Origin of the sequence: Nitrosovibrio sp. Nv6 (assembly GCF_900110495.1) — a bacterium.
In the GTDB taxonomy this organism is placed as follows: Bacteria; Pseudomonadota; Gammaproteobacteria; order Burkholderiales; family Nitrosomonadaceae; genus Nitrosospira.
On sequence record NZ_FODX01000001.1, the window covers coordinates 1,047,432 to 1,069,140 of the forward strand.

General features: G+C 53.6%; 24 protein-coding genes. 2 read left to right on the forward strand and 22 right to left on the reverse strand.

Features of this window, described 5'->3' with window-relative positions:
- Positions 1-52: 52 nt before the first annotated feature.
- The 10 genes from lipA to sucC form a co-directional block, all read right to left on the reverse strand.
- Positions 53-997, reverse strand: a complete 945-nt coding sequence (gene lipA / locus BMX66_RS04955; RefSeq protein WP_090878906.1) for a lipoyl synthase — start codon at positions 995-997, stop codon at positions 53-55.
- 229 nt (positions 998-1,226) lie between these two features.
- Entirely contained in the window at positions 1,227-1,883 is a 657-nt protein-coding gene (gene lipB / locus BMX66_RS04960; RefSeq protein ID WP_090878908.1) for a lipoyl(octanoyl) transferase LipB, read from the reverse strand.
- Positions 1,884-1,919: 36 nt separating this feature from the next.
- Complete coding sequence (locus BMX66_RS04965; protein ID WP_090878910.1) at positions 1,920-2,240, reverse strand: YbeD family protein; 321 nt, start codon at positions 2,238-2,240, stop codon at positions 1,920-1,922.
- Between the two features lie 13 nt (positions 2,241-2,253).
- Positions 2,254-3,114 carry a D-amino acid aminotransferase gene (locus BMX66_RS04970; RefSeq protein ID WP_090878911.1) on the reverse strand — a complete coding sequence of 287 codons (861 nt, stop codon included), beginning with the start codon at positions 3,112-3,114 and terminating at the stop codon, positions 2,254-2,256.
- A 50-nt stretch (positions 3,115-3,164) separates the two neighbouring features.
- On the reverse strand, positions 3,165-4,304 hold the full coding sequence (locus BMX66_RS04975; RefSeq protein ID WP_090878913.1) for a D-alanyl-D-alanine carboxypeptidase family protein: 1,140 nt from the start codon (positions 4,302-4,304) through the stop codon (positions 3,165-3,167).
- Between the two features lie 81 nt (positions 4,305-4,385).
- The gene (locus BMX66_RS04980; RefSeq protein ID WP_255398815.1) at positions 4,386-4,643 is read right to left on the reverse strand and encodes a hypothetical protein; all 258 of its coding nucleotides are present in this window, start codon (positions 4,641-4,643) and stop codon (positions 4,386-4,388) included.
- A 164-nt stretch (positions 4,644-4,807) separates the two neighbouring features.
- On the reverse strand, positions 4,808-6,331 hold the full coding sequence (locus BMX66_RS04985; protein WP_090878918.1) for a helicase HerA-like domain-containing protein: 1,524 nt from the start codon (positions 6,329-6,331) through the stop codon (positions 4,808-4,810).
- A 78-nt stretch (positions 6,332-6,409) separates the two neighbouring features.
- On the reverse strand, positions 6,410-7,321 hold the full coding sequence (locus BMX66_RS04990; protein WP_090878920.1) for a CobD/CbiB family protein: 912 nt from the start codon (positions 7,319-7,321) through the stop codon (positions 6,410-6,412).
- Between the two features lie 56 nt (positions 7,322-7,377).
- Positions 7,378-8,253 carry a succinate--CoA ligase subunit alpha gene (sucD, locus tag BMX66_RS04995; protein WP_090878922.1) on the reverse strand — a complete coding sequence of 292 codons (876 nt, stop codon included), beginning with the start codon at positions 8,251-8,253 and terminating at the stop codon, positions 7,378-7,380.
- Position 8,254: 1 nt separating this feature from the next.
- Complete coding sequence (gene sucC / locus BMX66_RS05000) at positions 8,255-9,445, reverse strand: ADP-forming succinate--CoA ligase subunit beta (protein ID WP_090878924.1); 1,191 nt, start codon at positions 9,443-9,445, stop codon at positions 8,255-8,257.
- Between the two features lie 444 nt (positions 9,446-9,889).
- Between sucC and BMX66_RS05005 the strand changes: the two genes are divergently transcribed.
- Entirely contained in the window at positions 9,890-12,028 is a 2,139-nt protein-coding gene (locus BMX66_RS05005; protein WP_090879894.1) for an Agd3-related carbohydrate deacetylase, read from the forward strand.
- A gap of 55 nt (positions 12,029-12,083) precedes the next feature.
- Entirely contained in the window at positions 12,084-12,443 is a 360-nt protein-coding gene (locus BMX66_RS05010) for a hypothetical protein (protein WP_090878926.1), read from the forward strand.
- A gap of 1,438 nt (positions 12,444-13,881) precedes the next feature.
- Here BMX66_RS05010 and BMX66_RS15580 read toward each other — a convergent pair.
- From BMX66_RS15580 to BMX66_RS05075, 12 genes are all read right to left on the reverse strand, one after another.
- On the reverse strand, positions 13,882-14,034 hold the full coding sequence (locus tag BMX66_RS15580; RefSeq protein WP_177168728.1) for a hypothetical protein: 153 nt from the start codon (positions 14,032-14,034) through the stop codon (positions 13,882-13,884).
- Positions 14,035-14,774: 740 nt separating this feature from the next.
- Positions 14,775-15,152: a hypothetical protein gene (locus BMX66_RS05030; RefSeq protein ID WP_090878932.1), complete on the reverse strand. Its 378-nt coding sequence runs from the start codon at positions 15,150-15,152 to the stop codon at positions 14,775-14,777.
- A gap of 71 nt (positions 15,153-15,223) precedes the next feature.
- Positions 15,224-15,514 carry a hypothetical protein gene (locus BMX66_RS05035; protein ID WP_090878934.1) on the reverse strand — a complete coding sequence of 97 codons (291 nt, stop codon included), beginning with the start codon at positions 15,512-15,514 and terminating at the stop codon, positions 15,224-15,226.
- Positions 15,511-15,978, reverse strand: coding sequence for a lysozyme (locus BMX66_RS05040; protein ID WP_090878936.1), 468 nt, complete (start codon positions 15,976-15,978; stop codon positions 15,511-15,513). The genes BMX66_RS05035 and BMX66_RS05040 overlap by 4 nt, the downstream gene beginning before the upstream one ends.
- The gene (locus BMX66_RS05045; RefSeq protein WP_090878938.1) at positions 15,971-16,177 is read right to left on the reverse strand and encodes a hypothetical protein; all 207 of its coding nucleotides are present in this window, start codon (positions 16,175-16,177) and stop codon (positions 15,971-15,973) included. The genes BMX66_RS05040 and BMX66_RS05045 overlap by 8 nt, the downstream gene beginning before the upstream one ends.
- Positions 16,177-16,350 (reverse strand): hypothetical protein, encoded by a 174-nt coding sequence (locus BMX66_RS15585; protein ID WP_158593385.1) that lies wholly within the window; start codon positions 16,348-16,350, stop codon positions 16,177-16,179. The genes BMX66_RS05045 and BMX66_RS15585 overlap by 1 nt, the downstream gene beginning before the upstream one ends.
- Positions 16,351-16,357: 7 nt before the next feature.
- Positions 16,358-16,543: a hypothetical protein gene (locus BMX66_RS05050; RefSeq protein WP_143058198.1), complete on the reverse strand. Its 186-nt coding sequence runs from the start codon at positions 16,541-16,543 to the stop codon at positions 16,358-16,360.
- Between the two features lie 9 nt (positions 16,544-16,552).
- The gene (locus BMX66_RS05055; protein WP_090878944.1) at positions 16,553-16,795 is read right to left on the reverse strand and encodes a hypothetical protein; all 243 of its coding nucleotides are present in this window, start codon (positions 16,793-16,795) and stop codon (positions 16,553-16,555) included.
- On the reverse strand, positions 16,792-17,220 hold the full coding sequence (locus tag BMX66_RS05060) for a hypothetical protein (RefSeq protein ID WP_090878946.1): 429 nt from the start codon (positions 17,218-17,220) through the stop codon (positions 16,792-16,794). The genes BMX66_RS05055 and BMX66_RS05060 overlap by 4 nt, the downstream gene beginning before the upstream one ends.
- Positions 17,217-18,314 (reverse strand): gp53-like domain-containing protein, encoded by a 1,098-nt coding sequence (locus BMX66_RS05065; protein ID WP_090878948.1) that lies wholly within the window; start codon positions 18,312-18,314, stop codon positions 17,217-17,219. Before BMX66_RS05065 ends, BMX66_RS05060 begins: the two co-directional genes overlap by 4 nt.
- A gap of 80 nt (positions 18,315-18,394) precedes the next feature.
- Entirely contained in the window at positions 18,395-20,494 is a 2,100-nt protein-coding gene (locus BMX66_RS05070; protein ID WP_090878951.1) for a hypothetical protein, read from the reverse strand.
- Positions 20,491-21,708, reverse strand: coding sequence for a hypothetical protein (locus BMX66_RS05075; protein ID WP_090878953.1), 1,218 nt, complete (start codon positions 21,706-21,708; stop codon positions 20,491-20,493). Before BMX66_RS05075 ends, BMX66_RS05070 begins: the two co-directional genes overlap by 4 nt.
- Between the last annotated feature and the right edge of the window lies 1 nt (position 21,709).

The following is a 21,709-nucleotide window of genomic DNA, read 5'->3' on the forward strand; positions in this document are numbered from 1 at the left end:
AAATCACTCTGTCGGGTAGAACAGTACTTCGATCAGCCGTTGTATTCCGCTGTTATCTGATACCCGCTTCATGCGCCTGCTGGTCCGCATGGTAGCTGGATCGCACCATTGGCCCACACGCGGCATTGCTGAAACCCATTTCAATTGCAGCCCGCTCGAGTTCCTTGAACCCTTCCGGCGGCACATAGCGCAACACGGGTAGATGGCCAATGCCCGGTTGCAAATATTGCCCGATCGTGAGCATCTCGACGTCGTGTGCGCGTAAATCACGCAGCACTTCAAGGATCTCCTCATCCGTTTCTCCCAAACCCAGCATTAAACCGGATTTGGTAGGAATATCCGGAAAACGTACCTTGAAGTCCTTCAGCAGTTTAAGGGAATGCGAATAATCGGCGCCCGGCCGGCACTGCTTGTAGAGTCGAGGAACAGTTTCGAGATTGTGATTCAGTACGTCGGGCGGACAGGCGAACAATTTTTCCAGCGCAACTTCCAGCCTTCCACGGAAATCCGGTACAAGGATCTCTATTTTTGTCTGCGGCGAATGATTCCGAACTTCACGTATGCAGTCCACAAAATGCTGAGCACCGCCGTCTCGCAGATCATCCCGATCAACGCTGGTGATAACAACATATTTCAGTTTCATGGCGGCGATTGACTGCGCCAGATGCAACGGCTCCTGCGCATCCGGTGGGAGCGGCTTGCCATGCGCCACGTCGCAGAATGGACAACGGCGGGTACAGAGATCGCCCAGTATCATGAAGGTGGCCGTACCTTTGCCGAAGCACTCACCGATATTCGGGCAGGAAGCTTCTTCGCACACGGTGTGGAGTTTCTGCTCCCGCAGGATCCGTTTGACTTCGTAAAATTCCTGGCTGTTGGAAGAACGTACCCGTATCCATGAAGGTTTACGAAGCAGCTCGGCGGTAGATTGCGGTGCGATCTTGATGGGATTGCGTGCCGTCTTGGCTACGCCTTTCTGGCGGGTTTCAGCTGTCATGGCTCTAAAGGGTGTAAGGGATGTGATTTTTTAGATATGAACAATACGGAAAAACTTATTCTTGCGGCCTGCAGTCCGGTTTCCGGTTATGCTGCGCTGCGCCGGCCCAGTTTTGCAAAATGTTCCTTATATCAGTCAAACGCCGCGTTAACGGTCTTTTGTGATCGCGACACATGAGCTTGGCGGGGATGCGAGACGCTTAACTACCCAACTTGCCTACCCAACTTGACTACACTGCTTGGCTGACCCAGAGCCTGATCTGTAATTTTTCGACAAGTTTTCTACTCAACATTCCCGGCTCGTCGGTTATCCCAAGATCTCGGGTTTGAGTTACCCGTAGCCCGGAATAGCCGCAGGGATTAATCGCGGCAAACGGAACCAGGTCCATGTGTACGTTGAGAGCCAGCCCGTGATAGCAGCAGCCTTTTTTTATTTTCAGTCCCAGCGAGGCGATTTTTGCGCCGCCCACGTATACACCGGGCGCATCCGCGGAGCCTTCCGCGTCGATGCCGTAGTCACGCAGCAAGTCTACCACGGCACCTTCCATTTTTCTGACCAGTTCGCGCACGCCCAGTTTGAGACGCCGCATATCCAGCAGCAGATACGCGATAATCTGACCTGGACCGTGGTAGGTAATCTGGCCACCACGGTCCGTCCGGATCACACGAATCCCGTTGCTGTAGAGCAGATGCTCCGGCTTGCCTGCGATGCCTTGGGTGTAAACAGCCGGGTGCTCCAGCAACCAGATTTCATCTGGAGTTACTTCCGTGCGAGACGCCGTAAAGTCTTTCATCGCATGCCAGGCGGCAAGGTAATCCATCACGCCGTGATATCTGATCTTGATATTTGACGTATCCGTTCCTGATTTGATGTCTACGAGGTACATGGTCGAAAAGCGTATCCCCAGATTACAAGGGGCTCGTTAAAGTACCATTACCACCATGGGATGATCGCACAGTTCCTGGTATAGCGCATCCAGTTGTTCGCGAGAAATGGCCCGGACGGTGCAGGTGAGACTCAAATAATTATTTTTCCTGCTGATCCTGACCTCCAGATTTGTGTCCTCAAAATCGGGCGCGTGGCGTCTCACAATCATCAGCACTGCCTGAGTGAAATCCTGCCGGCGATGCTCCAGCGTCGCGGCACTGGAAGGAGAACCAGGCAAAGAGCCAACCCGTCCCATGATCTTTACAGGAAAATCACAGGGGTATTCGATCAACGTGGTTTGGTCGGACGAACTCACAGGTTGCCGTTCCCTACGATATTGAAGGCGCGCCCCTCATAGTAGTCTGTTTATAGCTCTGGTAGAGCCGGTGCAGTAGTGCGAACATCGTCCCTGGCTTCCCGTCTCCCACCGGTTTGTCATCGAGACGGGTGATGGGCATTATTTCTTTGGTTGAGGAAGTAAGCAGCAGTTCCTGGGCTGTACGCACCTCATATTCCGAAATCTCTCTCACTTCACATGGAATCTTTTCGGCAGCCGCCAGCTCAAGCACGACATCATAGGTAATGCCGGGCAGCATCAGATGATTTTTTGGCGGCGCCAGCAGAACCCCATCTTTTACCACAAAAATATTGCTGGCGGCACCCTCGGTCATGAAGCCTTCCCGTAGCAATACGGTTTCCATCGCACCCGCATCAATTGCCATTTGACGCAGCAGTACGTTGGGCAACAGCGAAATTGCCTTGATATCGCAACGCAGCCAGCGGTTGTCACTTGCTGTGATCGCAGCCACACCAGTGGCGAGCAGCCCGCTTGGCGGCGCCAGCAAGGGGTTGCTCATAATGAACACCGTCGGTGTGGCGCCTTTTGGAAAGGCATGGTCCCGCCTCGCCACGCCGCGCGTGATATGCAAATAGAGATACTGGTCGTCGCCTTCATTGCCGGCGATGACCTGTTCCAGCATGCCGCTCCATTCGCCGTTGGAATGGGGGTTTTGCAGACGAATGCCGTCAAGGCTGTGCTGCAGGCGGAGTAGATGCTCGGCCAGCCGAAAAGGCTTGCGGGAATAAACAGGAATGACTTCGTATACCCCATCACCAAAAATGAAACCCCTGTCCAGTACCGGAACACGTGCTTCTTCGATAGGCAGGAAATCACCGTTGAGATAGATCATGATGAGCCTTGTTCATAATCGGTACCGAAACGCATCCACACTAGTTTGCGCTAATTAAATATCAACCGCAAACTATCCCAGGCGCGGCCAAGAAAGTTGGCGGCACTCACGGTTTCCAACGCTACCAGCGGATGTTCGGCCACGGGTTTGCCGTTGAGCGTGAACTTCACCACACCTACTTTTTGTCCTGCATTGATGGGTGCCACCAACGGTTGCTTATATTCCATCTTGGCTTTCAGTTTATCCGCCTGGGATTTGGGAAGCGAGAAGTAAACATCATGGCCGAACCCTGTCTTGAGCTTGTCCTGCGCGCCTTTCCATAGCTGGATGGCAATCACTTCTTGCTCCTTGGGATACAAGCGGACCGTGTCGAAGAACTGGAAACCGTGATTCAGCAGGCGTTGACTTTCCATTGCGCGCGCAGTTTCGGATGCGGTTCCCATCACTACGGAAATTAAACGCCGCTCGCCGCGTCTGGCTGACGTAACAAGGCAATAGCCGGCGGCTTCAGTATGTCCCGTTTTGACCCCATCCACATTGGGATCGAGCCACAGCAGGCGGTTACGATTGGCCTGGGTAATTTTATTGTAGGTATACTCACGCAGCGAATAAAGCGGGTAGTACTCGGGAAAATCCCGGATCATGGCTACCGCCAGCAAGGCAAGATCGTGAGCGGTACTGTAATGCTCGGCATTCGGCAGGCCGGTTGAATTGGCAAAACGAGTGTTCTTCATGCCCAAACGGCTCGCCTCCTTATTCATTAGCTGTACGAAGTCGCTCTCGGAGCCGGAGACAGTTTCCGCCAGCGCTATGCATGCGTCATTACCCGACTGCACGATCATGCCGCGCATCAATTCATCAACCGTTACCAGTTTGTTCGGCTCGATAAACATGCGGGACCCTTGGGCACGCCATGCACGCTCTGACACTGCCACGGGCTGCGTCAAGGTAATGCGTTTCTGGTAGAGGGCCGAGAAAACCACATATGCCGTCATCAGCTTCGTAAGCGAAGCAGGTTCAACACGTTCGTGAGCATTCTGACCGATAAGGGTCTGCCCGCTTTGAAAATCGGTCAGAATGTACGATTTGGCAGCCAGGGATAACGCTTGCGGCGCGGCGTAGATCTGAGATTGCTGGGCGGCCACGGGCAGCGTAAACAGGCACAGCAACAAGGGAAGGCAACGTTTCATGGCAAAGCTGCAAAAAACGCTATTATAGCCCAGCAGCGGAGAACACGTTATCCGGCATGTCAAGCGGGCTTTTGTTCCGCGTCATTTGCCGCCACGGTGGCGGCCGCAGAGGCTGAACCCATCGTTCCAGCCCAGCCGGTATTGAGTATCGGCAACAAACCGGCGTTGGTCCTTGAACCCGTAAGAAGTTTTTTTTGCAGTCTCGCAGCCATCAATATATCCGTCCTTGAAGGCGGGTGAGTAGCCGGCAAGGTTATAAACGGGCCGTGTGGTTGCCGGCAAGGGTCCGGCAGGACGCTGACCCGGCCCAGTGGTCGTGCAACCTGCGAACGTAGTCATCAAAAAAATTGCTATGATCAAACGCATGGCCGCCCTTCTCTGTTTGATAGGGATAATGCCAAATTTAACCCCCGGTTATGTGGATCGGCATGAGGGCGAACCCGAGTAAATACCAGGAACTGCTCGATCCGCATCCATACTACATAGAGAGAATATTGTAACCGTCAGCGCCTGCGCCCACCACCAAAAATACCGCCTAAAACACCCCGAAAGATTTCGCGGCCGACCCGTGAGCCAATGGAGCGCGCCGCACTTTTCGCTGCCGCGTCGAGAATGCCAGCCTGATAGCCGCCGCGCGGGCCACTTTTACCTAGCAGCATATCGCTCAGCGTGTCCATCACGCCACTGCTGGCGCCCGTCCTTTCCGACCTGTCCGACCGGGGTACTGCATCACTCCCGTCATCTTGTTTGAGTTCTGTACGGCTTTTAATTATTTCATACGCCGATTCCCGGTCCACTCTCTGTTCGTAACAACCGAAAATAACCGATGACCGGATGAGGGCACTGCGTTCCGCCTCGGTGATCGGACCTATTCTCGATGCAGGCGGCAGGATGAATGCCTGCTCGACCATGGCGGGACGGCCTTTCTCGTCCAGCAACGACACGAGAGCTTCACCGACCGAGAGCTCGGTGATTGCTTTTTCGATATCGAAGGCGGGGTTGGCTCGCATGGTTTGCGCTGCCGACCTGACTGCTTTCTGATCGCGCGGGGTAAACGCGCGTAATGCATGCTGCACACGGTTGCCAAGCTGACCTAAAACACTCTCAGGGATGTCCAGCGGATTCTGAGTCACGAAATACACGCCAACGCCTTTTGAGCGAATCAATCTCACCACCTGTTCAATTTTCTCCAGCAGCGATCTGGGCGCTTCGTTAAACAAAAGATGAGCTTCGTCGAAGAAAAATACCAGTTTCGGCTTCTCCGGATCACCTACTTCGGGAAGATGCTCGAACAGTTCCGACAAAATCCACAGCAGAAACGTCGAATACAGCTTGGGAGAGTTCATCAGCTTGTCGGCGACCAGGATATTGATCATGCCGCTGCCCCCGGCGCCGGTCTGTATCAGGTCATTGATATCGAGCATCGCTTCGCCGAAGAAGTGGTCGCCGCCCTGTTGCTCGATCTCCAGCAGCGAGCGCTGAATTGCACCGATCGAGGCGGCTGAAACGTTACCATACTGAACAGTGAACTCTTTTGCGTTAGTGCCTACAAACTGCAACATGGCGCGGAGATCTTTCAAGTCAAGCAGCAATAGCCCGTTATCGTCCGCAATTCTGAATACCAGCGTCAGCACGCCCTGTTGCGTGTCGTTAAGGTTGAACAACTGCCCGAGCAGCAGCGGTCCCATATCCGATATGGTTGCGCGCACCGGGTGTCCGGATTTACCGTATATGTCCCAGAATGTAACCGGGCAGGCCATCCACTGTGGCTCATCAAGCTTGAGTTGCGCAAGCCGCTCTTTCATCTTCGGCGAAACCGCACCTGCAACAGAAAGGCCTGCGAGATCGCCCTTGACGTCAGCCATGAATACGGGCACGCCAATTGATGAGAATCGCTCGGCCAATACCTGCAGCGTAACGGTTTTGCCAGTACCGGTCGCCCCGGTGATCAGCCCATGCCGATTGGCAAAATGGGGCAAGAGCGCAATTGCGTTGTCGGAATGGGCAATTATCAACGGTTCTGGCATGGGGCTCACGGACTGGTTTAACAGGACTTCAACGCCTTGACATTATCGGTTTCGCGATTAAAAATCCACTCTTTTTGCTTACCCGGCCCAACTGGCGATCTCCAGCAGCAGAAGCAGCGTAAGCCACAAAACCAGGGTGCGCCAAACCAGGCCAACCGTACTTTGCAGAAAATCGGCGTCGGCTTCTTCGCCCACGCCCAATTCGGGACGATAGTGCCTGCTGCCGGCCTCTCGCAACGGATCTCCCAGGCAGACCCCAAGCGCGCCTGCGCCGCTGGCCAGAATGATGCCCTGGTTGCGGTCCATCCACGATGCCGCTTGTGCACGCCAGCAATAAATCGCATCCTCGAAATTGCCCGCGATGGCAAAACTCATGGCAGTCGCTCTTGCCGGCAGCCAGTCAATGATCTTGAATGCTTTCACGGCAAAGTCCCCAAATGCGTCCGTACGTCCGCCCCAGCGCTCATCCAGTAATTCCGCCAGCCGATACAGGACTGCCCCCAACGGTCCGGGCAATAGTGCAAAACAGATAATAATTCCGAATACATAGCGATGCGAATAGATCAGGCCCGTCTCGATGGTGATTCGCGCAATTTCCTGACTGCTGAGGTCGTCTGCTTCTACCCCATGCAGCTTCCACAACAGCTTGCGAGCAAGAAGCAAATCCTTGTTCTCAAGCGCATCCCTGATTTCATTGGATGAATAGCTGAACTGGCGAAAACACATGGTGAGATAAAGCGTTATTACGTTCCATGCCCATGCCAGTAGCGGGCTTAGGTTATACAATAAATAGTAGATCCAGACGGAGAGCAGCAGTACGGGGATTACGGCGACTACCCAGGCAGCGATGACATGTCTGCGCAGACCGGTGTTGAAATAACGCTCCAGCGAATCGGCATAGGAGAGAAAAAGCGAGACAATACGATTGCGGTCGCTACCGGGACGCCATCGCTCCAGCAGGAGAACGAAAATCAATGAAAAAAAGGTCATCGCAAAAAGGCCGTTGTAGTCAAGTCAGTTCGCTTTCAAATATGCTGGCAACATTATCACAGCACTGATTTGAGCACTTTGCCCATCTCGGCGGGATTTCGCGTGACTTTAATCCCGCACTCCTCCAGCACCGCAAGCTTTTCCTGCGCCGTGCCCTTGCCGCCCGAAATGACCGCGCCGGCATGCCCCATGCGTCTACCCGGCGGCGCTGTCAGGCCGGCAATGAAACCGACCAGTGGTTTTTGCATATTATCCCTGACCCAGCGGGCACAATCTTCCTCATCGGAACCCCCGATTTCGCCTACCATCAAAACGGCATCGGTTTCATCGTCGTCATTGAACAATTTCATCACATCAAGATGTTTCAGGCCATTCACCGGGTCACCGCCAATACCTATACAGGTGGACTGTCCCAATCCCTGCTCCATCAATTGCGCCACCGCCTCGTATGTCAGCGTTCCGGAGCGCGACACCACGCCAATGCGGCCCTTCTTGTGGATGTAGCCCGGCATGATACCTATCTTGATTTCGTCGGGTGTGATAATGCCCGGACAGTTGGGGCCGATCAATCTGGTTTTACGCCCCTGCATCTTGTAGCAGATGCGCAACATGTCGCGAACCGGGATGCCCTCAGTAATGCAGATTACCAGGTCCAGTTCAGCATCCACCGCCTCATCGATCGCGGCAGCGGCGAATGGCGGCGGCACGTAGATTACGGAAACCGTTGCACCGGTCGCCTGCTTTGCCTCCCTGACGGTGGCAAATACCGGAATACCTTCGAAGTCCTCGCCCGCTTTTTTCGGATTTACCCCGGCAACAAAACAATCTTTTCCGTAAGCGTAATCACGGCACATCCGAGTATGGAACTGCCCGGTCTTGCCGGTAATACCCTGCGTCATCACCCGGGTGTCCCGGTTAATCAGGATGGACATGTTATGCTCCTCCCATCGCTGATTCCGCTGCCGACGCTGCCGCCGTAACAGCCTTCTCCGCGGCGTCGGCCATATTGCCCGCCGAAATAATCAGCAACCTGGACTCGGCGAGAATCTTTTTGCCCAAGTCCACATTGGTCCCTTCGAGTCGCACCACCAATGGCACCTTCAGCTTCACCTCGCGCGCCGCTGCCACCACCCCTTCGGCAATCACGTCGCACTTCATGATGCCGCCAAATATGTTTATCAATATGGCTTGCAGATTCGGGTTGCGTAGCATCAGTTTGAACGCCTCCGCCACCTTCTCGGCGGTGGCGCCGCCTCCCACATCCAGAAAGTTGGCGGGGCTTCCTCCATAGAGCTTGATGATATCCATGGTTGCCATTGCCAGACCCGCGCCATTAACCAGGCATCCGATATTTCCGTCCAGCGAGATATAGGAGAGATCATGCCTGGATGCCTCGATCTCCGCCGGATCTTCCTCGTCCAGGTCGCGCAATTCGGCAATATCAGGATGGCGGAACAGGGCGTTGTCGTCAAAATTCATTTTCGCATCGAGGGCGACGAGGTGGCCCTCAGCGGTTAGTATCAATGGATTGATTTCGAGCAGCGAAGCATCGGTGCTGTCATAGGCCCGATACAAGCCCTGCAACAGGGTTCGCGCTGCTGCCGCGGCTGATTCCTCAATACCGATCTTGCGCGCAACGTCTTCGGCATCCTGGGCAGTTAAGCCGGCCAATGGATCGATGAACACCTTGTGAATCTTTTCCGGCGTTCCGGCGGCAACCTCTTCGATATCCATCCCGCCTTCTGAACTTGCTACCAGGCAGACGCGCCGGCTGCTGCGATCCACTACCAGGCCGATATAAAGCTCTTTCCTGATATCGACCCCCTCCTCAACCAGAAGCCGCCGTACAACCTGGCCCTGCGGGCCGGTCTGATGCGTGACAAGCGTCATACCGAGTATTTTCGCGGCGAACTGTTTCACTTCGTCGAGCGACTTCGCCAATTTTACGCCGCCACCCTTACCGCGCCCACCGGCGTGAATCTGCGCCTTGACAACCCACGCGCTCCCACCCAGTTGCTCAGCTGCCTTCACCGCTTCATCAATGCTGAAGCAGGCACTGCCGCGCGGGGTGTTAATGGCGAACCGGCGCAAGATATCTTTAGCCTGGTATTCGTGAATTTTCATGGCCCCTCCCGCGATTCAATAATGGAGTATATCGCAATAGTTTTGCGGACGTCGTGCGAAGGGGGCGATTCCGCCCGGGCCGACATAGCTTTGAGAAACAGGACCAATACTACAGATACCACAGATACCCAAAGGCGGCGCCCGCCCCTTGAAAATTAAATGGCTGTTTATATCTCCGCCTCGCATTAGATCACCGGTGACGTTGTCTCCCCCTCCAGCTGCGATACAGCATCTACCAGGCTCTTCGTTTTGCATCGCATCGATCCCTAGCAGCCTGTCGGACTTAAAGGAAATCCCTTCAAATCCGACAGACTGCGAGAAGCGAGAACATCACGAAAAAAAGTGTAACCATTCGGCTCGAGCTTCGTTAAATGCAACAGATTCCAAGCAGCAGTGCCCTGGAATCTTTTTTGGGATTTCCATATCAAAAAAGAGATTTTAGTAATGAAAAAGAACTTCCACATAACACGCACCTTGCTTGCCTCCATGACAATATGGCTGGCTTTAACGGTTGGGGCGATGCCTGCATTTGCTGACAATGCCGTGAGACTGAAAATATTGATCATCGCGACAGGCGATGTAGCGGAAGACCCAGGATTGGCCTACATCAAACCCGTCCTTGAGGAAATGGGAGTGGAATACGATGTATTAAACGCCGGCGCACGGGATCTGACACCTGCGATACTCGCCTCCACTTCGGCCGGAACCGCCTGCAAAGCTGAGGATGCTGGCTGTGTAGGCAACTATAATGGCATCGTCATGACTGACTCCGACTCGGTTCCAAGCTTCACACCATCAGAATGGGACATCCTGCACGATTACCAGAAAGACTTCGGTGTCCGCCAAGCCGTGCTATCAGGCTGGCCGGGCACTTATCGGGATCCAGAACCTCCTTATGGCGTCTACCTGGACTATGGTCTTGTCTATTCGTCCAGTTCAACCGACTACGACGCCCATTGGACAGTGCCTCCCGCTTATAGCAAGGAAGTTTTCGAGTATGTGAACCGGACTAATCCACTTCCAATTACAGACTTTGCCTTCGCGGCCAATGCTCGAAATGATACCAACGGGCTGCGGGACGGTTCTGTACCCCACGTTGAGCCACTCCTGAGAACGCAGGGTGATGAAGCATTGGTATCCATCGTGCGGTACATGATCCCCTCTCGGACAACACCCGTGCGCGAGGTGATGATCTCTACGATTACGAATGCCTCATTCCTCTTTCATTCAAAAGTCCTGGCCTACGAGTTCATCAACTGGGTAACGCAAGGGGTATTCGTTGGGGCGCGCCGTGTTCATATGGCCGCCCATGTGGACGATCTGTTCCGCCCCAACAGTCTATGGGATCCTGCCCTCAAGAAGGATAATCCGGCCAATATCTATCGCTTGAATGGCGCCGACATCAATAATGCAGTGAGCAAACAGGCCGCCTTTCGTGCCGCGCACCCGTTAGCCCGTAATTTTAAGCTGGATTTTCCCTTCAACGGTTCCTGGGCTGTAGTCGATCCGAACGCAATGCCGCTGACTGTAAACTTGACAGAAGACCTGGTAGCTGCGGTGGCTGCAACCAAGGCAAATTTCCGCTTCATCAACCATACCTTCTCTCATCCAGACATGGCTAAAGCACCGGTTCCAGCCAATGCTCCTTGTGATTACGTCACGTTTACCGACATTTCCGCCATTGAAGCGGAAATCGCCAAAAACCGTATTGTCTGGAGTCTTCTGGGTCTTCCCGAGAGAAGTCAAAACAACCGGGTGCTTGTAAGCGGCGGCCATTCTGGCCTTAAGGATCCCAGATGCACCAATGATTCGGCGTTGCACCTGGATATGTTTGACGTTCAAGCTGATGACATCGCATTTGATGCGGGCGGCGCCAATCCGTTATTCCTTGAAGCCGCTGCAAAAGCCGGCGTTGTCTACCTTGCCGCCGACTCGTCGCAGCGGGCTGAGAACATGGAACAGTATATCGCGCAGTACAAGGATGACAGCCCAACGGATCGGCTAATGTTGCCACGCTGGCCGACCGATATTTTTTATAATGTGACGAATCCATCCCAACTGGAAGATGAGTACAATTATGTTTACCATCGAAGATATATTAGCGCGGGACAAAATCCATGTGAAATACCGATGGCAATTTGCGCCCCCCGAAATTATGCGGAAATTCTCATGGCCGAGGCCGATATGGCTTTGCGGCATATGCTGACCTTTAAGAAATGGCCCCATTTTTTTCATCAAGCGAACTTGGCCAGATATGATGAGAGCGGCAATACGCTCCAGTTTGACTGGTTAAATGCCGTCTTCACAGAATACGAGCGGATGTTTAACCTACCGGTCAAGAATTATCCCTATTATCTGATCGGAGACTACACTTCAGAAAGTCTCAACGCCAAATCCGCGACTATTCATGCGACGTGGAACCGCACGACCAATCAGGTCACTCTATCGGCAGACAAAGCTGTACCCCATCTGCTTGCCACCGGCCTCTCGGGCGGAGAGCGGTACGGGGGCCAATTTATCAGTCGCATTTCCGTCAACACGAACTCCACAGCGTTTGCGGTCGACAGGGCGCTGACTCAGTAAGCGCCGCTACTTTTCGGATTTCCTGCGTAAAAAGTAAACGATTACAGTACTTTAAATGATACCGCACATTCACTCGACCAAGGCCATCGTTACCCTGCTGATTGCCGCCCTCGCAATCGTAATTAGCGATGGGACTCCGGGTTTGGCACAGGCATTCACGGATGGAGCCCCAGGATTGGCACAGGCCAGGGAAAAAGCTGATGAAACCGCCCAACCAGCTAATAATGAGAAGAATAGAAAGAAGATACGAAAGGAAATTGACGAGAAATTAAAGGCGCGGGAACCGTTGTATCCTCGGCAGGCTGAATCGCTGGCAAAGCAATATAAAGAGACTGCAGCGATTGTTGCACGCCAAGGCAGTGACCCCAAACCGCTTCTTGAAGCCGCTGCTTATTTCGAGAGTCAGTCTGAATAAAATCGCTTTTCTGTTGGACGATCACGTAAATGTCCCTGATCGGGGCTGGTCGAGCAATCGGGACAGTGCGTCTCGCACTGCCTTCTGGCTATTCGAAGATACACGCGCATCCTCCTTGATCTCCGTCTCCACTACTGCCCCTGAAATGAGTGGGAGTGACTAATGGGGATCATCGAAGCGAAGACCGGCCCTGACTAGAGCTGAGTCAGTTATATGCGAACCGATAGGTAGCACTTAATGCCATATATTGAGGCTGTAATGATTTGGCGAATTGCAGTGCTCCAGGTCATTCAGGATCCCATCGCAACCTCAATCCAATGAGGGGAGGGGGCCTAGAAAGTCTGGACCTAACATCTCCAGACCGCGCTCCTCCCTTTCATTTCATAAACCGTAAAAAAAGGTAAAAAATGGCTATAAATCTGCTGCTAGACTCTACCAGAAGCCCTGCAGTAGATTTAGATCAAGCTCCTGCTACCCTTCATATCTCCAGAACGGAAATAAATTAGCCATAGACGCCCAGAGGGCTCAGTTAGTCTCCTAGCTGATTCTCGGGTGTACTTCAGTCCAATAGCAATTAGTTCCAGTCGATACTATTGTGATAACTGCTTACACAGCTGAGCTAATGACCGCAATGGCGTTATATCAAGACCAGAGCTTTCTCATTCAATCCAGTCAGCCCCTTTTCGATCTGAAGAGCGCTCCTGGCGCCATCGCTATCGCTTCGGGAATTTATAGATGCAATGGATGTGGACGTGAAATAGCAGTCGAAAAAGGATATGAACTACCATCCCATGGCAAGCATCACCATGGATTCCAGTTTGGACCGGTGACTTGGCAACTCATCGTTGCGGCTATATGACGAGGGGATTTAAACCAATGAATGACCAGTATGTGCTTGCCGAATGTAAGAGCAACCGAGTTACGGCTGGGGTCAGCAGGAGAATTACTAGGGTTCGAGCAGACATTGATAGTTAAACCACGATACCCATTCCAGGGTGGCCAGTTTCACCGCCGCCTTTGTCTTCGTTACATTGAAAATGACCTGCTGTCGGGGTGGTTCAACGTGCCAGCGTCCAGTTCATACCTTAAAGCTCAGGGAGCCGGCTAAGTTGCAGGCATTCATTGCAATCTCTTGGGTTTACTCATGACCAAATACTCTGGGTTTGAACATTCACAACTAGCAGAATTACCAGTAGAACTACTTGAGCCAGACGATCTTCTGGTCAGTGCATCCATTCTGGCATGTTCCTCTTCGGTGAGCTCTCGCTTGACCGTCCTTACACGTCCAAATTAAGCCCAATCGGAATAGTCGAATTGAGTTCGAACCTGTATCCATGCATAACCTTCCGCTTTCAGGTGTCCCACAGCCGCTTCTGCAATTCGCGATCGTCAGTCAGCGCAAGGGCGGATATCTGCTCGAAGTTGATTTCTCCTTCCGCTACAGTCCGAAAATCTTTGGCGAAACATTGCTCAATTTCAGGTAACGTGTGGCGGTCAGGGGCGAGACTCCAAAGCGCGGCGCAATCTCATCCGGCGAGAAACCGGCATCAATCAGGCTGGTAGTGTTGGGGCGGATTGGCGCGGGAAGCACTGGAGTTACGGCCGAATTGAAGTGAATTCAAGTGCCGCTGCCGCAAGTAGCGCTTGCGGATCACAGGCCATGACAGGAAAGCCTTAAGCGGTTGCCGTGGCCTGTGAGATGCGGAAAACGAGAGGGGGAAGATTTTTAAATATGCTCCTGAGCCAACACGGCCGTCTACTTCCGAGTAGGCCACTCATGTGCGTTCAGCAGCTTATCAAGCTAAAAGGGTTACAAACAGGTTACATTTACCAACAAATAAAAAGGGGTTACAAGAATTAACTTGCAACCCCTTTATTTTTTGGTGGGTCTGGCTGGACTCGAACCAGCGACCAAGGGATTATGAGTTACTCTTTCTATCGGTTTAATATCAAGGAAATCAACAATATCAGAGACTTACAAGATGCCACAAAAGCAATAAACCGCCAAATACGCAATTGAATGGCAAAATAATCCGCACCATTTTAATGACGTCATGAATATGGTTTTTCGATCACTTTGCCGCCTCCGGCAAACCCTGATTACACCCCTTCACAGCCGCCCGTAACTTAATCTCGCATGCCCACCGTTCTTCTATTTCAGCACGCAGCGCCCTGTTGATCGTCAGAGCATCATCAGCCGGCGAAACACGGTCTACTGCGTACGAGTCCCTGCACTCCGCCGGCATCTCAACTTTACAATGTACCGGCACAAGCTTGTCAATAACCTTAGTCTCAATCACTGGCTTTCCGGCGCATCCGGCCAGAGCCAGGCTAAGAACTGCGATTCTGAACATATTCTTTCTGCTCCCTTTCAATTGTTTGGCACTGAGTCTCACCCGGGCGAGCCTGATAGGTATTAACCTCTTCCGCGAGCCTTGAGTGCTGTGCTGCCCAATACTGAGCGTCTTTCATTGCGGCAGCAGCTGCTTTCTCCTTCGCGACCAGCGCGCCAGTGACTTCTTTTACCCCGGCCTGAACCGTGCCAATGTCGGTAGCACATTTCGCATTCGCTGCATCAGCAATCCTCACGCGCTCTTCCATCTTGGTAATTTGCGCGTCAGTTTTCCAGCCGTGAACTGTCCAGCCGCCGCCGAATCCAGCAAGCAATATGACAATTGGCAAAATGATGTAAGTTACAAAAAATGGCATATTTTCATCCCTTATCTACCCCTCAACCCACTGATTTAAATCGATTGTAGGGCTTTAAAATCGCATAGATTTTAGGCAGTTTCGACCGCATAAACCTGTTTGCCTGGTTTGGCCCGACGATGCCCGCCTTTGAGTCCGAGAGAGTGAAGGTAAGCATAAAAATGCTTGAACTCGGATAGGGTTGGTCTCTTGCCGCAGAGCCCCATCAACTCATAGACTCCGTTTTGCACCAAGACGGTAACAACGCAGTTATACGGCCCCGGCACTCTCTCTGCATCATCATGGATGCGGACCAGCGCAACCGTAGGAGTCAACCAGTTGAGCGTTACCCGGCCGTTGCGGTAGTCGTAGTGGTAGGTCACGCCAGTCCCATGCACTGCTTGTATTCGGCCTCGCGCCGAATGGTCAGGCCACGCAATGGCTTTCCCTTGAATTTGTCCCAGCGCAGAATTTCTTTGCACGCTCCGTCATAGTCGCTCGCGTTCAATTTGCGAACGAGAGTCGAATTGCAGAAAGCGTGAACGCCAATGTTGTACGCCAGGCTCACGAAACTGGCGAACTCCCATTGATATAAAGGAACTGTGACGCATGATTTAACGCCAGCCGCGTAGACGCCCTCAATCTCCTCGAGGAGGCGAACCATGGCGCGAACTGGTGTAGTCTTATCTCCGAGCTTGACGCCTTCGGTAGAGCCGAATCCATTGGTAGGCACATCGCCCGCGACAGGAGGCGCGGCAACCTCGACATAACCCTCGTGAACACCTATCCCGACAAGGGTTGATGCGGCGAGCACCAAGCCAGCGATAGCGGAGCGTGGTTTAATCATTCGTTTTCCCTATCGCTTGGCTAGTGAAATAACGCAATGCGGCATTACCGCCGATCGATACAGCGAGTAATGCAAAATATGCCGTGTCGGACATGACACCGTGTAGCGCGCCCGTGAAGGCTTCCAGCGTTACAAATACGGCGCCAATCAGGTTAAACCACAAAGTTTTACTCTTGCTTGCCGGTTTAGATGTGTCCATTAATGTTCTCGCTCCAATAACCGATCGATGCGGTTATGCGCCTCAACAGCGGATTTCTCCGCGTGCTCAAGCCGGATGTGCATGCCGCGTATATCGGCCCGTATTCCGCCCCATATCGCAGCACCTGCTATCAACTGGCCAGCGATCCACATCCAGATATTTATTTCGCCCATAATTCCCTCAGAAAACGATCTTGAGCATGATCGCAACGATGATGATCGCCCCGGCGCCGCCGAGAATCGCAGCTGTCCATTTCGACGCCTTCAGTTTGTCCAGCAATGAGTCGGCCCCGTTCTCTGCCTCAGTGTTCATTTCGTTGAATTTGTCCGCGTACTCTTTTAATTTTTTGCGCTGGTACATCGTCATTTCAGACTCCTAAATAAACGTTACGAAAATGGCGAAAACAACGCCGAGGAATACGAATAGCAGGTCAAGATCGAAGATGACTTCCGGATGCTGTTTATACTCACGCCATGCCGCGAAGCTCAGGACGATCAGGAACGCAACGAGCGCGGGCAGTAGCATCATGATCAGCAGCGTGGCGCCCGCTCCGGCGCTGAAATGCAGAGGTTGATCGAGCCAGTCTTTTCCTTGCCACGAGAAATGTGGCGCGATCACAGGGACGCGCCCAAGGTAAATAGATCGTCCAACTGCTGACTGGTAAGCGGCAGGTCAGCGGCGAGCGCTGCGACGAGTTGATGCGATCGCTCGACCGTTGCCGCGAAAGCCCACTCGATACGGGACGCTTCCGGCATTGCAGCGATACTTGCGTCTACTTGTCCGAGTAGGCCGGATTGCAGAAGCGCGAGCCGTGCCTGGCGCATTGAGATTGATGTCGGAACAGGATTGATCGGCAACTGAGGCGGCGGCGGGACGGTGTGCGTCACAACGCCGTTGATCAACTCCCAATAACCCTCGGTCGTCTGCGCCATCAATTCCACTATCTCAGGCGATAACGGGATAGCCCCGTCCGGTATCACGTTAAAAGCATCGTCGTACCGTGCCTTCAGCCGCCCGTCTTCTTTGAATGTTGCGTATCTCATTTTCCGATTGCCCTCCAGCGGATACCCCAATTGGATTGAGCGACTCCAGATCCCTCGAACACGTAATATTTAACTGACGCTGTGGTTAAAGCACTCTCCACCATGAATATGTTTTTACCGCCTGCCGCGTAGTTATAGATTGTTGGGACGCAGTTGTAGATAGCGGTTGGAAATGTGGTGGGAAACACAATCTCCACTTCCAATCCACCGGCAGGAACATCGGTATTTACCGCTTGCGTTCCCCACTGCTCGTACCGCCCGGCGTCCCATTTTTCGCCATTGACGGCAAGCATTTGCCCGTAGGCCATTGATGCGGGAGTTACGGCTTTATCCGTAGCTACGCCACCCAAAGTCTCGGCGCCTGTGGCAAGCTCTACGACGCCTGTCGCGGTTTCGGTTGCGGCCTGCTTGAGAGCGGCAAAGGCCGCCGCCGCTGTGCTTGCGCCGGTGCCGCCGTTTGCTATGGCAAGGTCTGTGGTAAGCGCGAGCGTCGGTATCGTTACCGTGCCGGTAAAGGATGGGGAGGCCAGATTAGCTTTTAGCGCAAGAGATGCGGTTACTTCCGCGCTCGTTGGAGACAATTGCTCCAACTGAAACGCCGTGCCGTCATAGGAAATACGAAACCACATATTTGCAGGGTGATCACCAGAAGCCAGCGCCGCGCCATTCTTCTGAATTGCTTTTGTCGCCAAGCCGCTAATAGCTGCGGTCATCGCGCCAGTATTGGCTGATGCGCCAGATTTGTAGGTAAAAGACTGTCCGGCGGCATAAGCGGTAATGGATGGGGATAGCGTCAAGGTAATGGCGTTAGCCGTCCCTCCCGCCGTTCCCGCCCAAGTCAAAGAACTGTCCTGCACCTGTCCGGCAGCCGCGTAATCTGTCCGGCCCGAGGCATCCCCGACATTGGTATGCCGGAAAGTTCCCATCGGGAGATTTGCGGTAGGTGTGGTCTGGCCGTCGCTGGCTATGCTTTGCGTCAAAGCCGTGGCGATGTCGGACATCGTGTTATTATGCGTACTGGAACTTATCGCCGCGCCAGACGTAACCGGATTACCGGCGGGCAGGCTATAAGTGCCGTTTCCGTTTCGAGCCATATCTCATCCAAAATGGTGAAAAAATAGAAGAATTCCTGAAACTTATCGCTCCAGGATTGGGAGTGCTGCTATACGGACTGCTATTTGAGTTCCGAAGCAGGAAGAGAGCCGCTTCCGGCCCCTACGAAACCGAGGATACGAGACACCGCGCGTACCTGTTCGGGCGTAAGCTTGGCTTTGCTTGCCGGTATTTCCTGAGAAAGCGCCCTAGATAGGGCCTGCTGGTTATCAACCATTCCCTTGGCAGACTTGACAAGGGAGATAGCCCCGCCCACTCCCGGCAAGTTGCCCATCAGGTTCATGACTGCCCCGGCTGTATTTGACGTATTGACCGGAGATGCGGTCGGATGGCTGTTAATATAAGCGCCTACCCTGCTTACCGTTTTCAGCTTTGCTATTTCTTCGGGAGAGTAAAAAGCATGCAACTTGTCCCTCCCCATTTCGCGCAATGCCTTTGCGAACCGCTCCGGGGTGAACAGCTTGTCACCGGCCGTGTTCTCTCCAAAAGCGGCCCTTTGAAGATGCGCCCCTATTTGGTTCCTGGCTTCATCATATGCTTCAGGGCTTTTTTGGAGCAGTTTTGCAAGTTCTTGAACATTCTCCGTTTTGCCGCTGATGACGAACCTTTTAACGAAGTCATCAGGAGATACCTGACCTTTTGCGGCGGCTTCCAAAGCCGGTATTGCGTCATGCAGAGCGAATCGTTGACGCGCCGCAGCGACTGCCGGGGCGAACGGTCCCCCGGTTGCGTCCACATCGGAAACCGCCCTTTTCACGGCCTTGCCGAGCTGCCCTAGAGCGTTATTGGTTGCAGGGTCGTTGCTGTGATTCGCATTTATCACCTTCAGAATCTTGTCGGCATCCTCGATGGAGAATACCTTCTGCTGTCTTCCGCTTTCAAACCCAAGCGCCTTGAACTGATTACGGACTCCGCTAGGAACCTTGTCTCCAAAGTCATCGAGAACTTTCGCATAATCTTGAGCCAAGCCCTGAAGTGGAACATCAAGATCCTTGCCAGCCGATTCCCGCGCAGCCTTATATGCCGAGCGAACACCAGCGTTTAGAGACTCGTCAGTCTTTCTTAGGGCATCGGCCAGCACTTGTCCTGCCTGCTGGCTCTCTGATGCCTTATTCCCGCCAAACCCGCCCACAATCTTTTGCAGCCCTTGGTTTTGTTGCTCGAAGCGCTGCATGAGCGGCTCGCCAACGCCAGACACGCCCCGAAGGTTTCTCTCCCTGGCAAACTGAGTAGCATCGCGGGTTATCTGCCCACCGGTCGCAGGAAGCCCAACGGCGTTAAAATCCTGCTTCCTCAGTATCGCGGCAGGATCAATGACGTTGCCTTGCTTGAGAGCTTCAGATACTTGCTGGCGAAGCACCGCCATCTGCTCTCGCGGAATGTCATCGGCACGCTGACCAATGCTGTCCAGCATCTTGGTTATGGCCGTATCTGTTTCCAGGCCTGCCCTTGCCCCGACAATCTCCGGATCAGCGCGGCTCACACGCTTAGCCAGCGTTTCTCCAAGTTTGCTTGCGGCGGGAGTAAGGGCAGCGCCAAACGCCGCGCCCACTCCTGCCTGAGCCGCCTTATTAGCCCAAAAGTTACCGTCCGCGTTATCCACAGGCTGCAATGCTCCGCCAACAGCCCCAACCTTAGCGCCGTACAGAGCCTTTCCGCCTAGAGTGGTCGCCCTCATTGGCAGGGCAGCGGCCACGGCGGCATTTGCAGGGCTCACGACATTTCCCAACAGGCGAGCGCCATCAAAGCCCTCCTGTCCGGTGGCGGTTCTCGCGGCTTGATACTGCTGCTCGTTCTGCCTGTTTAGGTCTTCTACCTGCTTCGCTTGGTCTCCGAAGAATCCACTAACTGGATTAGGCATCTCTCCAAAGAAGCGGCTAATAGGATTGGGCAATGCGCCCCCCATAGAAGTCATGGCCTCCATCCCTCTAGGACCGCCTATAGAGGTCACGGCCTCTAAAGCCCTCGGGAGCAGTTGCGCTCCGGCGTCGATCTGGTCACGCCCACCTTGCAGCACGCGCCCCGGCATGCTCGCTTGCACTTTCTCGAATAGCGATGGTTTGGAAAGTTTCAGCGCGTCGTGTTGGGGCTTAGGCGAGGGCTTTGTCGCCTGCTCCTGTTCCAGCCTGAGCCGAAACTCGAATTCCTCCTCTTCGCTCATAGACCTTGTCTCTTTTTCCATGCCTGATAGCGAGATTCTTTTTCGGCGTCAAATGCGGATGGCTTTGGTCTACTTGCTTCAGGCTCGTACTTTGCCCATAGATTTTTAACAGTCTCAAGAGCCGCCCTACGCCTCTCAACAGGAACAGAGGGGTTCCCAATCTCAGCAGCCATTTCCCTGTACATTTGAACATCTTTATCGGATTGCGGCCCTTCCATGCGCGGCATCTTAGAAGTTAAGGCTCCAGACATTGCTTTTAGCTTTTGTGCCTGAACTGAGCCTTCGGTACTAACCCCGAAGAAACCCCCAACCGCATCCCTTGCCGCTCCTATGCCGCTGCCTGTTGGGAGACCGCCATCCTTTCCGCTCAAAATGCTCTCAGCCTCCTGAATGGTGTCTCCTAGGCCAGTCATGTTGTATTCGCGTTTAGCCCTGGCTTCGCCGCCAGTCTTCGCGCCCGCTATTTGTCCCTGCAAGGAAGGATCGGCCTGCGCCCCAATAATAGGCTGTCCATTAGCGCCTCGAACCGGCTCAACTGTGCCAGTGCGGGCATTAAAGGCAAATACGCCTTCACCGGTCTGCACCGGCTGGAAATATGGGCTTTGTCCTGCGCCGCCGGATTTAACCAGTTCGCGCCTCAAGTCTGCCTGTTCCTGCCTGCCCTGCTGCCTGTCTGCCAGCATCATGCCAAATTGCTGTCTGCGTTCCTCGCGAGCGTCCCTGGCATCTTCCCTGCGTAGCGCAAATTCTTCCGCGCGCATCTGGCGATCCGGCTCGCTGGCGATTTGCTGCACACCCATTTGTTGCAATACAGGATGACCAGAGGCAAGCAGTTGAGCGAATGCGGCTTGACGGTCGCCGGGTACTGATGGCTTTGCCGGACCGCCGCCCAACTCATCCGCCGGAGCCGGTATTCCCGGTGTTCCCTGTAGCGTCTTTTGGTAGTTTTGCAGCCCTTCGGACAGCTTCTGATTCATGCCCGTCGTGAGTTCGCGGTGACGCTCGTCTGCCATCCCCTGCATTTTCGTTGCCACGAACATTTGCAGCATCTTGGCAAGCCCTTGCGTGGGATGGTTCAGCACTCCCGGCTGCTGCTGTTGCTCTATAGGCTGCAAGGACTGGTTTTGCAGCATCATGGCAAGCTGGCGGTTGCGGTTTATCGACTCTAATTCCGCGTTGTGATCGCTAAAGGTGGATACGTTCTGGATAGCCATT

Excerpts from the sequence above, each read along its gene's own strand:
- lipA (WP_090878906.1), bottom strand. The coding sequence starts at position 997 with ATGACAGCTGAAACCCGCCAGAAAGGCGTAGCCAAGACGGCACGCAAT.
- lipB (WP_090878908.1), bottom strand. The coding sequence starts at position 1,883 with ATGTACCTCGTAGACATCAAATCAGGAACGGATACGTCAAATATCAAG.
- BMX66_RS04970 (WP_090878911.1), bottom strand. The coding sequence starts at position 3,114 with ATGATCTATCTCAACGGTGATTTCCTGCCTATCGAAGAAGCACGTGTT.
- BMX66_RS04975 (WP_090878913.1), bottom strand. The coding sequence starts at position 4,304 with ATGAAACGTTGCCTTCCCTTGTTGCTGTGCCTGTTTACGCTGCCCGTG.
- BMX66_RS04980 (WP_255398815.1), bottom strand. The coding sequence starts at position 4,643 with ATGACTACGTTCGCAGGTTGCACGACCACTGGGCCGGGTCAGCGTCCT.
- BMX66_RS04985 (WP_090878918.1), bottom strand. The coding sequence starts at position 6,331 with ATGCCAGAACCGTTGATAATTGCCCATTCCGACAACGCAATTGCGCTC.
- BMX66_RS04990 (WP_090878920.1), bottom strand. The coding sequence starts at position 7,321 with ATGACCTTTTTTTCATTGATTTTCGTTCTCCTGCTGGAGCGATGGCGT.
- sucD (WP_090878922.1), bottom strand. The coding sequence starts at position 8,253 with ATGTCCATCCTGATTAACCGGGACACCCGGGTGATGACGCAGGGTATT.
- sucC (WP_090878924.1), bottom strand. The coding sequence starts at position 9,445 with ATGAAAATTCACGAATACCAGGCTAAAGATATCTTGCGCCGGTTCGCC.
- BMX66_RS05005 (WP_090879894.1), top strand. The coding sequence starts at position 9,890 with ATGAAAAAGAACTTCCACATAACACGCACCTTGCTTGCCTCCATGACA.
- BMX66_RS05010 (WP_090878926.1), top strand. The coding sequence starts at position 12,084 with ATGATACCGCACATTCACTCGACCAAGGCCATCGTTACCCTGCTGATT.
- BMX66_RS05030 (WP_090878932.1), bottom strand. The coding sequence starts at position 15,152 with ATGCCATTTTTTGTAACTTACATCATTTTGCCAATTGTCATATTGCTT.
- BMX66_RS05040 (WP_090878936.1), bottom strand. The coding sequence starts at position 15,978 with ATGATTAAACCACGCTCCGCTATCGCTGGCTTGGTGCTCGCCGCATCA.
- BMX66_RS05045 (WP_090878938.1), bottom strand. The coding sequence starts at position 16,177 with ATGGACACATCTAAACCGGCAAGCAAGAGTAAAACTTTGTGGTTTAAC.
- BMX66_RS15585 (WP_158593385.1), bottom strand. The coding sequence starts at position 16,350 with ATGGGCGAAATAAATATCTGGATGTGGATCGCTGGCCAGTTGATAGCA.
- BMX66_RS05050 (WP_143058198.1), bottom strand. The coding sequence starts at position 16,543 with ATGACGATGTACCAGCGCAAAAAATTAAAAGAGTACGCGGACAAATTC.
- BMX66_RS05060 (WP_090878946.1), bottom strand. The coding sequence starts at position 17,220 with ATGAGATACGCAACATTCAAAGAAGACGGGCGGCTGAAGGCACGGTAC.
- BMX66_RS05065 (WP_090878948.1), bottom strand. The coding sequence starts at position 18,314 with ATGGCTCGAAACGGAAACGGCACTTATAGCCTGCCCGCCGGTAATCCG.
- BMX66_RS05070 (WP_090878951.1), bottom strand. The coding sequence starts at position 20,494 with ATGAGCGAAGAGGAGGAATTCGAGTTTCGGCTCAGGCTGGAACAGGAG.
- BMX66_RS05075 (WP_090878953.1), bottom strand. The coding sequence starts at position 21,708 with ATGGCTATCCAGAACGTATCCACCTTTAGCGATCACAACGCGGAATTA.